15 protein-coding genes are annotated in these 14,299 nt (G+C 56.8%); 7 read left to right on the plus strand and 8 right to left on the minus strand.

Going from position 1 to position 14,299, the window contains the following annotated elements; translation table 11 throughout:
* The first annotated feature begins 20 nt into the window (after positions 1-20).
* Both gsiC and gsiD read left to right on the plus strand, forming a co-directional pair.
* Positions 21-941 (plus strand): glutathione ABC transporter permease GsiC, encoded by a 921-nt coding sequence (gsiC, locus tag BH714_RS03075; protein ID WP_020884889.1) that lies wholly within the window; start codon positions 21-23, stop codon positions 939-941.
* Between the two features lies 1 nt (position 942).
* The gene (gene gsiD / locus BH714_RS03080; protein ID WP_040017004.1) at positions 943-1,854 is read left to right on the plus strand and encodes a glutathione ABC transporter permease GsiD; all 912 of its coding nucleotides are present in this window, start codon (positions 943-945) and stop codon (positions 1,852-1,854) included.
* 51 nt (positions 1,855-1,905) lie between these two features.
* Here the strand turns inward: gsiD and rimO are convergent, their stop codons facing one another.
* Positions 1,906-3,231 (minus strand): 30S ribosomal protein S12 methylthiotransferase RimO, encoded by a 1,326-nt coding sequence (gene rimO / locus BH714_RS03085; RefSeq protein ID WP_040017005.1) that lies wholly within the window; start codon positions 3,229-3,231, stop codon positions 1,906-1,908.
* Between the two features lie 216 nt (positions 3,232-3,447).
* Between rimO and bssR the strand changes: the two genes are divergently transcribed.
* Together bssR and BH714_RS03095 are read left to right on the plus strand one after the other, a co-directional pair.
* Positions 3,448-3,831, plus strand: a complete 384-nt coding sequence (gene bssR / locus BH714_RS03090; RefSeq protein WP_020884887.1) for a biofilm formation regulator BssR — start codon at positions 3,448-3,450, stop codon at positions 3,829-3,831.
* Positions 3,832-3,937: 106 nt separating this feature from the next.
* Positions 3,938-5,056, plus strand: coding sequence for a PQQ-dependent sugar dehydrogenase (locus tag BH714_RS03095; RefSeq protein ID WP_040017006.1), 1,119 nt, complete (start codon positions 3,938-3,940; stop codon positions 5,054-5,056).
* Here the strand turns inward: BH714_RS03095 and BH714_RS03100 are convergent, their stop codons facing one another.
* The gene (locus tag BH714_RS03100) at positions 5,057-5,683 is read right to left on the minus strand and encodes a glutathione S-transferase family protein (RefSeq protein WP_040017007.1); all 627 of its coding nucleotides are present in this window, start codon (positions 5,681-5,683) and stop codon (positions 5,057-5,059) included.
* 256 nt (positions 5,684-5,939) lie between these two features.
* Here BH714_RS03100 and dacC point away from each other — a divergent pair, with 256 nt between their 5' ends.
* Positions 5,940-7,145, plus strand: a complete 1,206-nt coding sequence (gene dacC, locus BH714_RS03105) for a serine-type D-Ala-D-Ala carboxypeptidase (RefSeq protein ID WP_020884884.1) — start codon at positions 5,940-5,942, stop codon at positions 7,143-7,145.
* A 52-nt stretch (positions 7,146-7,197) separates the two neighbouring features.
* Here the strand turns inward: dacC and deoR are convergent, their stop codons facing one another.
* The 3 genes from deoR to BH714_RS03120 all read right to left on the minus strand — a co-directional run bounded on the left by deoR (position 7,198) and on the right by BH714_RS03120 (position 9,369).
* Positions 7,198-7,956, minus strand: coding sequence for a DNA-binding transcriptional repressor DeoR (gene deoR, locus BH714_RS03110; protein ID WP_040017008.1), 759 nt, complete (start codon positions 7,954-7,956; stop codon positions 7,198-7,200).
* Between the two features lie 68 nt (positions 7,957-8,024).
* Positions 8,025-8,633 (minus strand): undecaprenyl-diphosphate phosphatase, encoded by a 609-nt coding sequence (gene ybjG / locus BH714_RS03115; protein WP_040017009.1) that lies wholly within the window; start codon positions 8,631-8,633, stop codon positions 8,025-8,027.
* Positions 8,634-8,640: 7 nt separating this feature from the next.
* Positions 8,641-9,369, minus strand: a complete 729-nt coding sequence (locus BH714_RS03120) for a phosphatase PAP2 family protein (RefSeq protein WP_040017010.1) — start codon at positions 9,367-9,369, stop codon at positions 8,641-8,643.
* 168 nt (positions 9,370-9,537) lie between these two features.
* Here BH714_RS03120 and BH714_RS03125 point away from each other — a divergent pair, with 168 nt between their 5' ends.
* Positions 9,538-10,770 carry an MFS transporter gene (locus tag BH714_RS03125; protein WP_040017011.1) on the plus strand — a complete coding sequence of 411 codons (1,233 nt, stop codon included), beginning with the start codon at positions 9,538-9,540 and terminating at the stop codon, positions 10,768-10,770.
* A 40-nt stretch (positions 10,771-10,810) separates the two neighbouring features.
* On the opposite strand, the gene BH714_RS03130 is transcribed toward BH714_RS03125, so the two are convergent.
* Entirely contained in the window at positions 10,811-11,623 is an 813-nt protein-coding gene (locus BH714_RS03130) for a Cof-type HAD-IIB family hydrolase (protein WP_040017012.1), read from the minus strand.
* Positions 11,613-12,827: an MFS transporter gene (locus BH714_RS03135; protein ID WP_040017013.1), complete on the minus strand. Its 1,215-nt coding sequence runs from the start codon at positions 12,825-12,827 to the stop codon at positions 11,613-11,615. Before BH714_RS03135 ends, BH714_RS03130 begins: the two co-directional genes overlap by 11 nt.
* 82 nt (positions 12,828-12,909) lie before the next feature.
* Here BH714_RS03135 and BH714_RS03140 point away from each other — a divergent pair, with 82 nt between their 5' ends.
* The gene (locus BH714_RS03140) at positions 12,910-13,461 is read left to right on the plus strand and encodes a TetR/AcrR family transcriptional regulator (RefSeq protein WP_040017014.1); all 552 of its coding nucleotides are present in this window, start codon (positions 12,910-12,912) and stop codon (positions 13,459-13,461) included.
* Here BH714_RS03140 and BH714_RS03145 read toward each other — a convergent pair.
* Positions 13,458-14,234, minus strand: a complete 777-nt coding sequence (locus BH714_RS03145; protein WP_040017015.1) for an SDR family NAD(P)-dependent oxidoreductase — start codon at positions 14,232-14,234, stop codon at positions 13,458-13,460. The genes BH714_RS03140 and BH714_RS03145 overlap by 4 nt on opposite strands.
* Positions 14,235-14,299: the final 65 nt, after the last annotated feature.

The following is a 14,299-nucleotide window of genomic DNA, read 5'->3' on the forward strand; positions in this document are numbered from 1 at the left end:
GTGGGATGAGAGGGAAAGGCATGCTGAATTATGTTTGTAAACGCCTGTTGGGGCTTATCCCGACGCTGCTGATTGTGGCGGTGCTGGTGTTTTTGTTTGTTCATATGCTGCCGGGCGATCCGGCACGTCTGGTTGCAGGGTCAGATGCGGATGCAACGGTTATCGCGCTGGTGCGAAAACAACTGGGCCTCGACCAGCCTTTGTATATGCAGTTTCTCCACTATATTGGCAACGTTCTGCAGGGTGACTTTGGCACTTCTATGGTGTCACGTCGTCCGGTGTCGGAAGAGATTGCCAGCCGCTTTATGCCCACGTTCTGGTTAACCATTGCCAGCATGAGCTGGGCGGTGCTGTTTGGTCTTGGCGCAGGAATTGTCGCTGCCGTCTGGCGCAACCGCTGGCCGGATAAGCTGGGTATGGCTCTGGCCGTCACGGGCATTTCCTTCCCGGCATTTGCACTGGGGATGCTGCTGATGCAGATATTCTCCGTGGAGCTGGGCTGGCTGCCGACGGTCGGGGCCGACACCTGGAAACACTACATTCTGCCCTCGATGACGCTGGGCGCGGCTGTTGCTGCCGTAATGGCCCGCTTTACCCGCGCCTCGTTCGTTGACGTGTTGAGCGAAGATTATATTCGCACCGCCCGGGCGAAAGGGGTCAGCGAGAAATGGGTCATCCTCAAACACGGCTTTCGTAACGCGATGATCCCGGTGGTGACGATGATGGGGCTCCAGTTTGGTTTTCTGCTGGGCGGCTCGATTGTGGTAGAGAAAGTCTTTAACTGGCCGGGGCTGGGACGTCTTTTGGTGGATTCAGTCGAAATGCGTGATTACCCGGTTATTCAGGCCGAAGTCCTGCTTTTCTCACTGGAATTTATTCTTATCAACTTAGTGGTGGATGTGCTCTACGCCGCCATTAACCCGGCCATCAGGTATAAGTAAAATGCGATTGTTGAACTGGCGTCGTCAGACCATGTTAAACGCTATGCCGGGGCTAAAGCCGGACCATATCCGCACGCCGTGGTCTGAATTCTGGCGGCGTTTTCGCCGTCAGCCGGTCGCCATGACGGCGGGGCTGTTTGTCCTGCTGCTGATTGTGGTGGCGGTCATTGCGCCGTGGGTAGCACCGTTTGATGCGGAAAACTATTTTGATTACGACCGTCTCAATGATGGACCGTCGATGCTGCACTGGTTCGGCGTGGACTCGCTTGGGCGCGACATCTTCAGCCGCGTGCTGGTGGGGGCGCAGATCTCTCTCGCCGCCGGGGTTTTTGCGGTACTGATTGGCGCGGCAATCGGCACCGTGCTGGGTCTGGTCGCCGGATATTACGAAGGCTGGTGGGACCGCATTATCATGCGTATCTGCGACGTGTTGTTTGCCTTCCCGGGCATTCTGCTGGCGATTGCGGTAGTGGCGATAATGGGCAGCGGTATGGCTAACGTCATTATTGCGGTTGCGGTCTTCTCAATACCGGCGTTTGCGCGTCTGGTACGAGGCAACACGCTGGTGCTCAAACAGCAAACCTTTATTGAGTCTGCGCGCAGCATGGGGGCCAGCGATGCCACTATCCTGTTCAGCCATATTCTGCCGGGGACGGTGTCGTCTATCGTGGTCTATTTTACCATGCGTATCGGCGTGTCGATTATCTCGGCGGCCAGCCTGTCGTTTCTGGGGCTGGGTGCGCAACCGCCTACACCGGAGTGGGGCGCGATGCTGAATGAAGCAAGAGCGGACATGGTCATTGCACCGCACGTGGCCATCTTCCCGAGCCTGGCCATTTTCCTGACCGTGCTGGCGTTTAACCTGCTGGGTGACGGGTTACGTGACGCGCTGGATCCGAGGATTAAGGGGTAGGATGGAAACCCTCTCCCGGCGGGAGAGGGTGAAGGGAAGGGTAAAACGCCGTTAAACCCGGCTTCCCCACAAATCATACTCGTCGGCGTTTTCAACTTTCACGCGGACAATATCGCCCGGCTTAACGCTGGTTTCGCCGTTCAGGTAGACCACGCCGTCGATTTCAGGGGCATCCGCCATGCTGCGGCCAATTGCGCCTTCTTCGTCCACTTCATCGATGATGACCAGAATTTCGCGGCCCACTTTTTCCTGCAGACGTTCAGCAGAGATCTGCTGTTGCAGCTGCATGAAGCGGTTCCAGCGCTCTTCTTTCACCTCTTCCGGAACCTGATCCGCCAGTTCGTTGGCGGTCGCGCCTTCGACCGGGCTGTATTTGAAGCAGCCTACGCGGTCCAGACGTGCTTCTTTCAGGAAGTCGAGCAGCATCTGGAAATCTTCTTCGGTTTCGCCCGGGAAGCCCACGATGAAGGTGGAACGCAGGGTCAGGTCCGGGCAGATTTCACGCCACTGTTTGATGCGTGCCAGCTGGCGATCGACGGAGCCAGGACGCTTCATCAGCTTCAGAATACGCGGGCTGGCGTGCTGCAGCGGGATATCCAGATACGGAAGAATTTTCCCTTCTGCCATCAGCGGGATGACATCGTCAACGTGCGGATACGGGTAGACGTAATGCAGACGTGTCCAGATACCCAGTTTGGCAAGCTGTTCGCACAGGCCAACCATGCTGGTTTTCACCGGCTCACCGTTGTGGAAACCAGAGCGATGCTTCACGTCGACGCCATAGGCCGAGGTATCCTGGGAAATGACCAGCAGCTCTTTAACGCCTGCGTCTGCCAGACGTTTGGCTTCTGCCAGCACTTCACCAATCGGACGGCTGACCAAATCGCCACGCATGGACGGGATAATGCAGAAGGTGCAGCGATGGTTGCAGCCTTCGGAAATTTTCAGGTACGCATAGTGACGCGGGGTCAGCTTCACGCCCTGTTCTGGCACCAGGCTCAGGAACGGATTGTGCTTAGGTTTAGGGACATAGTGATGAACATGCTCCAGTACCTGCTCGTAACTGTGCGGGCCGGTGATCTCCAGCACTTTCGGGTGCACTTCGCGGATCTGGTCCACTTTCGCGCCCAGACAGCCGGTCACAATCACTTTGCCGTTTTCCGTCAGGGCTTCACCGATGGCTTCCAGTGACTCCTGAACCGCGCTGTCGATAAACCCGCAGGTGTTAACGATCACCATGTCGGCGTTGTCGTAGCTTGGCACCACGTCATAGCCCTCGGTGCGCAGTTCGGTCAGGATGCGTTCAGAATCCACCAGGTTTTTTGGGCAGCCCAGGGAGACGAAGCCGATTTTAGGCTGGTGCGTAACATTGCTCATAGGTTAAAAATTCATCAATTATGGAGTTATCAGGGCGGGATTTTACAGCGTTCCGCGGGGGATTTATACACTCTTTGCGAGGCGGATGACCGGCGAGAAGGTTGTAACATTGTAAATAATGTTAATCAGTTAAGAATTATTGATCTCAGGCATTAAACTGTACAAAAAATAACCTTATTCTGAATGTGCACAATGGCTGACAGAGGAGGAAAGAGCATGTCCGTTGACAGACTGAAACGCGATCTGCTTAACAAGCTGATCAATGCCCGAATCGACCTTGCCGCGTACCTGCAGTTGAGGAAGGCAAAAGGGTATATGTCAGTCAGCGAAAGCGAACATCTGCGTGATAATCTCTTTGAACTTTGCAACTTCATGCGTGAAAAAGCACCCGTCCTGAAAGCGGAATACGCCGAAAGCGAACTCGTTGCGCTGCGTCGCGCCGCCGAGGTGCTCTCCATTGCAGGGGTATGTTTGATGAACGGACGCCACGACTGCCCGAATTTTATCGCTGTTAACGCGGAGAAGCTTGAAAACTGCCTGACCACGCTCTCTCTATGCATCATGTGTCTGAACAAGCACGAGACGCTTGAACAACACTGACACCGGGGGAGGCAACTCCCCCTTCTGATTAAGCTTTTGTAAAAGTGATAACGTGCCCGGACCCAGTGGCTAACCTTTATGCCATAAACCGATAAAGGAGCGCGTTATGCATCGATCTTCGCTGATTTTCCTGCCTGCGTTGTTTTTCCCGTTTTCTCTCCTCGCCGCCCCTGACGCGGTAAAAGTCGACGTTGTGCAAAACCGGCTCGATCATCCCTGGTCGATGGCGTTCCTGCCGGACAATAAAGGGCTGCTGGTGACCCTTAAGGGAGGCCAGTTAAAGCACTGGCAGGCCGGAAAAGGGCTTTCCGACCCGATCGTCGGCGTACCCAAGGTCTGGGCAAACGGCCAGGGCGGGTTGCTGGACGTGGCACTCGCCCCGGATTTTGAAAAATCGCGCCGCGTCTGGCTGAGCTATGCCGAGGCGGGGAATGACGGCAAAGCGGGAACGGCGGTTGGCTATGGCCGCTTAAGCGATGATCTCTCCCGAATTGAAGGTTTCCAGGTGGTCTTCCGTCAGATGCCGAAACTGTCCACCGGTAACCATTTCGGTGGTCGACTGGTCTTCGACGGTAAAGGCCATCTGTTTATTGGTCTGGGCGAGAACAACCAGCGTCCGACGGCGCAGGATCTGGATAAACTGCAGGGCAAAGTTGTGCGCCTGACGGAGGACGGCAAAGTGCCTGCCGATAATCCGTTTGTGAACACTCCCGGCGCACGGCCCGAAATCTGGTCTTACGGCATTCGTAATCCGCAGGGGATGGCGATGAACCCCTGGAGCGACACGCTATGGCTTAACGAGCACGGTCCACGCGGCGGGGATGAAATCAATATCCCGGAGAAAGGCAAAAACTACGGCTGGCCGCTGGCGACGCACGGTATCAACTACAGCGGTCTGAAGATCCCGGAAGCCCAGGGCGAGCACGTCGAGGGAACGGAAAAGCCGCTGTTTGTCTGGAAAGTGTCCCCCGCCGTGAGCGGGATGGCGTTTTACAACAGTGACGTATTCCCGCAGTGGAAAAACACGCTGTTTGTCGGGGCGCTGAAGGAGAAAGACGTTATCGTGCTGAACGTGGAGGGCAACACGGTTACCGAGAAGGGGCGAATTTTAGGTGACAGAGACCAGCGCATTCGCGATGTACGGGTGGGGCCGGATGGGTATCTGTATGTCCTGACCGATGAGACGGACGGGCAACTGTTGAAAGTCAGCCCGTCCGGATCGTAATCAGGTCACCGGGATCATCACCACGTGACGGTATGCCGGGCGCTCGCTCAGTTGCGTCAGCCAGCGCGCAAGGTGCGGGCGCGGCGTCCAGGTAACGTCAATGTTGGTCAGGTTCCAGATGAAGGGCGCAACGGCAATATCGCCTACGCCGAAGCGTTCGCCTGAGAACCACGGATGCTTCGCCAGTTCGTCGTCCATCATCGCAAACAGGTTTTCACAGGTGTCCTGGGCTGCATGAATGGCAGGATAGTCGCGGTCAGCTTCGGGGGTTCTGACAAGCCCCATCAGGATCACACGGTGTGCGGGGGAGAGCGTCTGGTTTGCCCAGTCCATCCACTTTTCACCCTGAGCGCGTTGGGCCGGACTGTCCACCCACAGGCGGCTCTGACCATACTGTGCCGCGAGGTAACGCACGATGGTGTTGGACTCCCACAGCGTCACGTCGGTCTCTTCGTCGCGCAGCAAGGGCACCAGACCGTTTGGGTTCATGGCCAGATAGTCGGCATCTTTATTTACCCCAAACTGCAAACCTGCCATCACCTGCTTAAACGGTAAATCCAGCTCCTCCAGCGTCCAGAGGACTTTCTTAACGTTGGTTGAATTGTTCCTGCCCCACAGCGTAATCATAGAAACTCCCGAAATAGTCAAACAACCTGAGATGTGAATCAACGCCAGCGATTTGCCATGGTGAGATAAACCTAACAATTACGCAACAGAAGACAAAAAAATCGCCTGAATCAAAGCGTATCTGAATGTTATTGCATAAACTTTAATAACTTTACCTTGGTTAGGTTTCTTTAACCGTTTTAGTGCGCTATTACTCATCGCTTCTTGCGACACGGTGATGTGACGTAATTTTTGAATGGACACTCGGGTGGCATTTATGACGCGAAAAATGACTTCTCTGCGCAGCCTGGCGGCAGGCTCTGCGCTCCTTTTCCTGTTTGTACCAACTCTCTACGCAGCGGAACAGGCTGCGCCCGAAGCGCCGCCTGTGGATGCGCGCGCCTGGATCCTGATGGATTATTCCAGTGGTAAAGTGCTGGCGGAAGGCAATGCGGATGAGAAACTTGACCCGGCAAGCCTGACGAAAATCATGACCAGCTATGTGGTGGGTCAGGCGCTGAAAGCGGGCAAAATCAAGCTTGACGATATGGTCACCATCGGGAAGGACGCCTGGGCGACCGGCAACCCGGCGCTGCGTGGGTCATCGGTGATGTTCCTCAAACCCGGCGATCAGGTGTCAGTGTCTGATTTGAATAAAGGGGTCATTATCCAGTCCGGTAACGATGCCTGTATTGCGCTGGCCGATTACGTTGCGGGCAGCCAGGACTCCTTTATTGGCCTGATGAATGGCTACGCGCAAAAACTGGGCCTGACCAATACCACCTTTAAAACCGTGCACGGTCTTGATGCGCCGGGTCAGTTCAGTACCGCGCGCGACATGGCGCTGTTAGGCAAAGCGTTGATCCACGACGTGCCGGATGAATATGCCATCCACAAAGAAAAAGAGTTTACCTTCAACAAAATCCGCCAGCCGAACCGTAACCGTCTGCTATGGAGCAGTAACGTCAACGTCGACGGTATGAAGACCGGCACCACGGCCGGCGCGGGTTATAACCTGGTCGCTTCCGCAACTCAGGGCGATATGCGCCTGATCTCGGTTGTGCTGGGCACCAAAACCGACCGCATTCGTTTTAATGAATCAGAAAAATTGCTGACCTGGGGTTTCCGCTTCTATGAAACCGTCACGCCCATTAAACCGGATGCCACGTTCATCAGCCAGCGCGTCTGGTTTGGTGACAAGAGTGAAGTGAACCTGGGGGCGGGTGAAGGCGGGTCGGTGACCATTCCCCGTGGTCAGCTGAAAAACCTGAAAGCCAGCTACACCCTGACCGACAGCCAGCTCACCGCGCCGCTGAAAAAAGGCCAGGTGGTCGGGACGATTGATTTCCAGCTTAATGGCAAATCGATTGAACAGCGTCCGCTGATTGTGATGGAAGCGGTAGAAGAGGGCGGTTTCTTTAGCCGGATGTGGGACTTCGTCATGATGAAATTCCACGGATGGTTTGGCAGCTGGTTCAGTTAAGCCTCCATTGTCGGGTGGCATCGCGCCACCCGGCATGACCTCTGCACCTGACTCAGTACATCAACTTCACCTGCTGCGCTTTCGCGTAGGCCACGGTCTCTTCATCCGGACGGCAATCGCTGACGATGGCGTCAAAGCGCGACAGCTCACCCATTCTTGCCGGACGAACCTTGCCAAACTTGCTGTGATCGACCACCAGCACATGGTACTGCGCGGCGCTTAATGCCCAGTGCTTGACCGGCAACTCTTCCAGGTTAAAGCAGGTTGCTCCCTGACGGACAGTGACCCCCGCTGCGGAATAAAACGCGATATCCGGACATACGTTGCTGAGCGTATCCTGCAGATTCAGCGGCTTAAAGATGGCATTGCTGGCGTGAAACTCACCGCCACAGAGGATCACCCGGCACTCGGGTTTCTCCTGCAGTGCCAGAAAGGTATTCAGCGAGTAACACACCGCCGTAAACGGGATGCTGCTGTCGATCGCTTCGATTATCCACGGCGTGGTGGTGCCGCAGTCAAAAAACAGCGTCTGATGCGGCTGCACCAGCGAGGCCGCAAGCCGGGCGGCTTTGCGTTTCTCTTCCACCAGGCGCGTTTTTTGGTCGCTGATCAAATAATGGCTGGCGCTACGCGGCTCAAGCACAATGTACCCGCCCAGCAGCACGACAGGCGCGCTCTCGCTGTTCAGATCCCGGCGAATGGTCATCTCAGAGACCCCGAGGATACTGGCGGCTTCCTTAAGATGAAGCTTATCACTGCGCTTCAGCGCCTGTATCAGCTGAGCAATGCGGTCATCGCGACGTGTTTCCATAGTTCCTCGGGATAAAAAAGTGAACCCCCGCAGGGCGGGGGGTTCAAGTGTAACCTGTCAGACCGGGGTTAGTCACGTATCCAGCCTTTGCGGATCGGGATAGCAAAAAGGGTGCGATACAGATAAGACAGGCCGCGGTAGAGCGCTTCACCGAAGAGATTCCACAGGATCGCTGCGCTGACGCAGCCGATGAGACCGACCAGCAACCCCCCCACCATATCCATCGGCCAGTGGACGCCGAGATAAACGCGAGACCAGGCGATAGCCCCTGCCACCACCATCAGCACCACACCCGACCACAGACGATGCCAGAACAGGAAGGCCAGCGCGAAGGTAAAGATAACCGTCCCGTGATCGCTTGGGAACGAGTCATCCGGAGCATGGTGCAGGAAGGTATACCCCGCGTGGTCGACGAAGGGGCGGTCGTGCGGGAACGTCAGGCCCAGAATGTAGCTGACCAGCACGCTGATCCCGAGGGCCATCGCCATCTTAATTACCAGCTGGCGCTGCGCCTTCACCTGGCTTCTCGGTCCCCACAGCCAGAGGATCGCCGCCAGTACCGGCACGATACTGATCAGATCTTTTGCCAGGAAGGTGGCGAAATCAATCATCCACTCTGGCGAGGCCGGAGTGGCGTTGATGAGATAAAACAGCTGGTAATTCAAATTCTCTAACATAGCGTTGTCACTCTTTAGCAAACCAGGTGGAGACCAGACCGTAGACCACCAACTGGGAAAACCAGACCCACCACCCAGCCCACAGGTTGTGAGAGAAAAAATGCGCCCCGCGCATGACCTGGCCGTAACCCATCGCCAGACCTAAAACGACGCCCAGCACGACGAAGCACCAGGCAAGACGCGGACGCTCGCGCCAGAAGGCAAAGAACAGTCCCATCACCATAAAGCCGCTGGAGGCATGACCGCCGGGGAAACAGCGCCCCGGACCGCTGTCAGCGGGAGCGGCACTGAACAGCGGATAAGAAACGGCCCTACCGCCATACTCCACCAGATCCCACGGGCAGCTGTGATGGCTTATGCTTTTCAGTACGCCAACCACCAGCGCGCCAAGCCCCATCAGCAGCGCGGCCGTGACCAGTCTCGCATTGCGCCTGAACGCGCCATAAATGAGCGCAACAGCACCTGCGGCGATGGCGATGTACTTCGCCAGTCGATGGTTCAGCAGGTCCAGCAGGTGGTCTTGCTGCAGTGGAAAACGGTGAGCAGCCGCGTCATACCATAAACCGGTGATCCATCTGTCGAGCGTTTCATCGCGGGATAGCCAGGTAAACAGCACGGCAAGGGCTATCAGTATTAAAAGCTGATAACCATAAAAGCGGGGTGGTAGACGGTAAAGTCGTTTTGTCTTATTTGTCTGTAAGTTAGACAATTCTGAACGGCTGGAAGTGGGTGCCATAATCCGGAGTCGTTGACGAGAAATGGGGCTATCATAAATCTGTCAACTTAAGGAAACCTTAAACAAAGACGATATGTGCTTTATTTCTGTTTCTTCTGGATAAATCACTATCTCGGGCCAGGGCATTTCATTACACTCGTCGCGATTTTGTCACGATAAAGAGATTGCATGTTAAACCGTTCTTCTTCTGGTTCACGTCTGGGTCGTCAGGCGTTGCTTTTCCCCTTATGTCTGGTGCTCTACGAATTCTCTACTTACATCGGCAACGATATGATCCAGCCCGGCATGCTGGCCGTTGTCGAACAGTACAACGCAGGGATCGAATGGGTACCGACCTCCATGACTGCCTATCTGGCTGGCGGCATGTTTTTGCAGTGGCTGTTAGGGCCGCTGTCGGATCGTATTGGCCGTCGTCCGGTGATGCTGACGGGCGTGGTGTGGTTTATCGTGACCTGCCTCGCCACGCTGCTGGCGCAAAATATTGAGCAATTTACCCTGCTGCGCTTCCTGCAGGGGGTGAGCCTCTGCTTTATCGGTGCTGTCGGGTATGCCGCCATCCAGGAGTCGTTTGAGGAAGCGGTGTGTATCAAGATTACCGCGCTAATGGCGAACGTGGCGCTGATCGCGCCCCTGCTGGGGCCGCTGGTGGGCGCTGCCTGGGTACACGTTGCGCCGTGGGAAGGGATGTTCGTGCTGTTTGCCGTGCTGGCCGCCGTCGCTTTCTTTGGCCTGCAGCGCGCGATGCCGGAAACCGCTACCCGTCTGGGTGAGAAACTGTCGCTAAAAGAGCTGGGCCGGGATTACAAAGAAGTGCTGAAGAACGGCCGCTTTGTGGCGGGCGCGCTGGCGACGGGGTTTGTTAGCCTGCCTCTGCTGGCGTGGATTGCCCAGTCGCCGGTCATTATCATCAGCGGCGAGCAGCTCAGCAGCTATGAGTATGGCCTGCTGCAGGTGCCGATTTTTGGCGCGCTGATTATCGGTAACCTGGTGCTGGCGCGTCTCACATCCCGCCGTACGGTACGTGCCTTGATCATTATGGGCGGCTGGCCCATCGCTGCCGGGCTGGTTCTGGCGGCGGTCGCGACAGTGGTGTCGTCCCATGCGTATCTGTGGATGACCGCAGGATTAAGCGTTTACGCGTTCGGTATCGGTGTGGCGAATGCCGGACTGGTGCGCCTGACCCTGTTTGCCAGCGAGATGAGCAAAGGCACGGTGTCAGCGGCGATGGGCATGTTGCAAATGCTGATTTTCACCGTCGGTATCGAGGTGAGCAAACACGCCTACGCATTTGGCGGCAACGGTCTGTTCAGCCTGTTTAATCTGGCTAACGGCGTGCTGTGGGTTGGGCTTATCGTGGTGTTCCTGAAGGATAAACGCGTCGGGAATGCTTTACAGCCGTAAGCTGTTTTCCCTCTCCCGGCGGGAGAGGGCCATGGTGGCGTCAATGAAACGGCGCTTCGCCGTTCAACACCTTATCAATTATATCCAGCACGCCTTCGTCGTTATTGTGCGGGGCTTCAAAGCGCGCCACCGCCTTAATATGCGGCCTGGCGTTTGCCATCGCAAAGCTGAACCCTGACTGGCGCAACATTTCTACGTCATTCCCGCTATCGCCAAAAGCCACCACTTCGCTGTCGTCGATGCCCCAGCGCTTTTGCAGTATTCGCAGACCGTTGGCTTTATGCACCCCGGGGATGATGAGGTCGATACTGCCGTGGCCGGTCGTGACGGGCACCATAATGTCATTCAGCTTTTCGTGCAGCATCGCCTGAATACGCGGGATGTCGTCGTCAGAGACGTTAAGCCCAAATTTGAAGAAAATATCGTTCAGGTTGCTGAAATCACTCACCATTTCGAGACGGTGGTAGTACTTTGCCGCGATATCCTTAAAGCCGTCGTCATAGTGCTTCAGCGTATAGGCGCTGCTTTTTCCGCAGGCGATAATCTCAATGCCCGGCACATCGTTTAACACGGCGGCAACGGTGTCGAAGTGCGTCTTCGACAGTTCACCGTTAAAGACATCTTCCCCGGCGCTGACCACCCAGCCGCCATTTTCCGCGACAAACGCAATTTCATGGGCAATCTCCGGGAAAAAGGAAATCAACTGGTAGTACTGGTTGCCGCTGGCAACCGCAAAGCGAATGCCTTGCGCTTTCATTCGTGCATATTGCGCCAGAAAACGCGGGCGGTTATAGGTTTTGGCATCGCTCAGAAACGTGCCGTCCATGTCGACGGCGATCAGTTTAACGCTCATATCCCTTCTCCAGTGTCGTTTGTTCCGTTTCCGGCTTCGCGACCGCGCGCGCTACCAGCGCTGCGATGATCACTAACCCTAACACCACCAGCATGGCGCTGCGCAGCCCGTAGTGCTCACCGAGGAAGCCAAGCAACGGTGGCCCCACCAGGAAGGCGAGGTAGCCCGTGGTCGCCACCACGCTGACGCGGGTCGGTGCATCCGGGCCAGTGTCGCTGGCGGCTGAAATGGTGAGCGGGAAGCCAAGCGAAGCCCCCAGACCCCAGAGGATCACCGACACACCGGCAATCCAGTCCACGTCCACAAAGATGATCATCGCAATCCCCAGCCCGCCCAGCAGGGCGCTGGCACGCACCACCGCCACGCGGCTGTAGCGGTCAATAAACCAGCCGCCGGTAAAGCGCCCGACGGTCATCCCGAGGGTGAAACCGGCGTAGATCAGGGAGCCGGAGGTTGGACTAAAACCGTGGCCGTCAACCATCAGCAGCGGCAGCCAGTCGTTAGCGGACCCTTCCGCAAAGGCCATCGCCAGCACCACCACGCCGATCAGCATCAGCTGAATGTCGCGGTAAAACGGCAGCCCTTTTTCCGCGGTGGCGTGTTCGTCAGAGGTGTTCTTGCCGGTGCCGTCCGGGATCGCCCGGATACCGGTCAGAATGGGGATAATACATACCAGTGCGGCCAGCAGAATATGCAGGTTCGCGGCGACGCCCGAGGCCGTCAGCGCCATCCCCACACCCGCACCGGCCAGCGTGCCGAGGCTGTAAAAGCCATGCATCATCGGCAGTACGGTTTTATTCATCTCCCGTTCAACCGTTGCCCCTTCAACGTTAATGGCCACTTCAGCGGCACCGAAGCTGCCGCCAAACACCGTCAGCCCAAGGGCAAACAGCACCGGCGAGGCAAGCCACAGCGCCACGCTCAGCACCAGCATCCCGAACACGGCACAGCACATGGTGGTGCGGATGACCGCCCGTGTACCGAAGCGTTTGACAAGCCACGCGGAGCAGAGAATACCGCTCATGGAGCCTATCGACAGGCCAAACAGCACGATGCCCATCTCGGCCGTTGAGACGGATAAAATATCGCGAATGGCCGGGGTACGCGTGGCCCATGAGGCCATCAGCAGACCGGGAATAAAGAAGAACATAAACAGCGCCCACATGCGCAGCTGCAGGGTTCTACGGGGGGAGGTCAGAGTCATTGAAGTCAGCACCGGAAGTACAACAATAGCGACAACACTAGCAAGTTTGTGTACATTTGTACACAAACCACGTGGGGAATTTATGAGCAGAGCACCGAACGATCCTCAACGCCGGGAGAAGATCCTGCAGGCGACCCTGGACACCATTGCAGAGCACGGTATTCATGCCGTGACGCACCGGAAAATCGCCACCTGCGCGGGCGTGCCGCTGGGGTCGATGACCTACTATTTTGACGGTATGGAGTCGCTGCTGGAAGAGGCCTTTACGTGGTTTACCCGGCAGATGTCGCAGCAGTATCGGGATTTCTTCGCCGGCGTGACCGGGCCAGAAATGGCGTGCGAATCCATCACCATGCTGATCCACAGTTCGCAGGTCACGACGCCGCAGAATATGGCGCTGATGTACCAGCTCTATGCCTTTATGCACCGCAGTGCGGCGCTCAAAACGGTAATGCAGGACTGGATGAAGATGAGCCAGACCACGCTTGAGCAGTGGTTCGACCCGGTGACCACCCGCGCGCTGGATGCCTTTATCGAAGGGATGACGCTGCACTTTGTGACCGACAGAGCCCCGCTCACCCGGGAGGAGATCCGGGCGATGGTCGGCAGGATTGCGGGCGAGAGCGGACGTTAGATTGTGGTCGCGCCGGCCGTCATGTTTACCGTTGTTCCCGTGATGGCACCGGCTGCATCTGACGCCAGAAACGCGATGGTATCTGCCACCTGTTCCAGTGTGGGCAGGCGATTCAGCATCGTGCTCTGTGCCGCGCCCTCCAGAAACTGCTCCACGGTGATGCCCATCGCCTGCGCCTTGATGGCGAACAGGTCACCCACACCGGAACCGGCCTGAACCGCGTCGGCTATCGCATGCGAACGCACGCACAGGACGCGAATATTCTTTGCCCCCAGCTCCGCCGCGAGCGCACGGGTTAACGCTTCCGTTCCCGCGCAGCCAACGATATGCCCGAGATGTCCCGGCATCGCCATATTTGCAGCCGGCGCAACGACGGTGATAAGCGTTCCGGCACGCTCACCGCCCATACGGGGTGCGACAGCTTTGGCGATGTTGAAACAGGCGGCCAGAAAAGGGTCGAACCCCTGTCTGAATTCACTGAGCGTTAATGCGTCGAGGCGTTTACCCTGGTCATGCATAAAACCCGTGGCATTCACGACGATATCAATGCCGGTAACGTCCGGGAGCGTCGCGTCGGCATTGAGAGCATCGAAAACAAACCGCCGGGCTGACCCGCCAGCGGCGTGAATGCGGTTAGCGACGTGCTCCAGCCTGGCCTGATCGCGTGCCGCGAGGTAGACCGTTGCCCCTTCACGGGCGAGCGCGTACGCAGCGGCGCTGCCAATAGCGCCGCTGCCACCAAAGATAACGGCGGTTTTATTTTTGAGACTCATACCTGCATCCCCTCACCAGACCGGTCCATCAAATTATGGGTCGGGTGACGGCGGATGCAACTCCG

Source organism: Enterobacter ludwigii, assembly GCF_001750725.1.
GTDB classification, from domain to species: Bacteria; Pseudomonadota; Gammaproteobacteria; order Enterobacterales; family Enterobacteriaceae; genus Enterobacter; species Enterobacter ludwigii.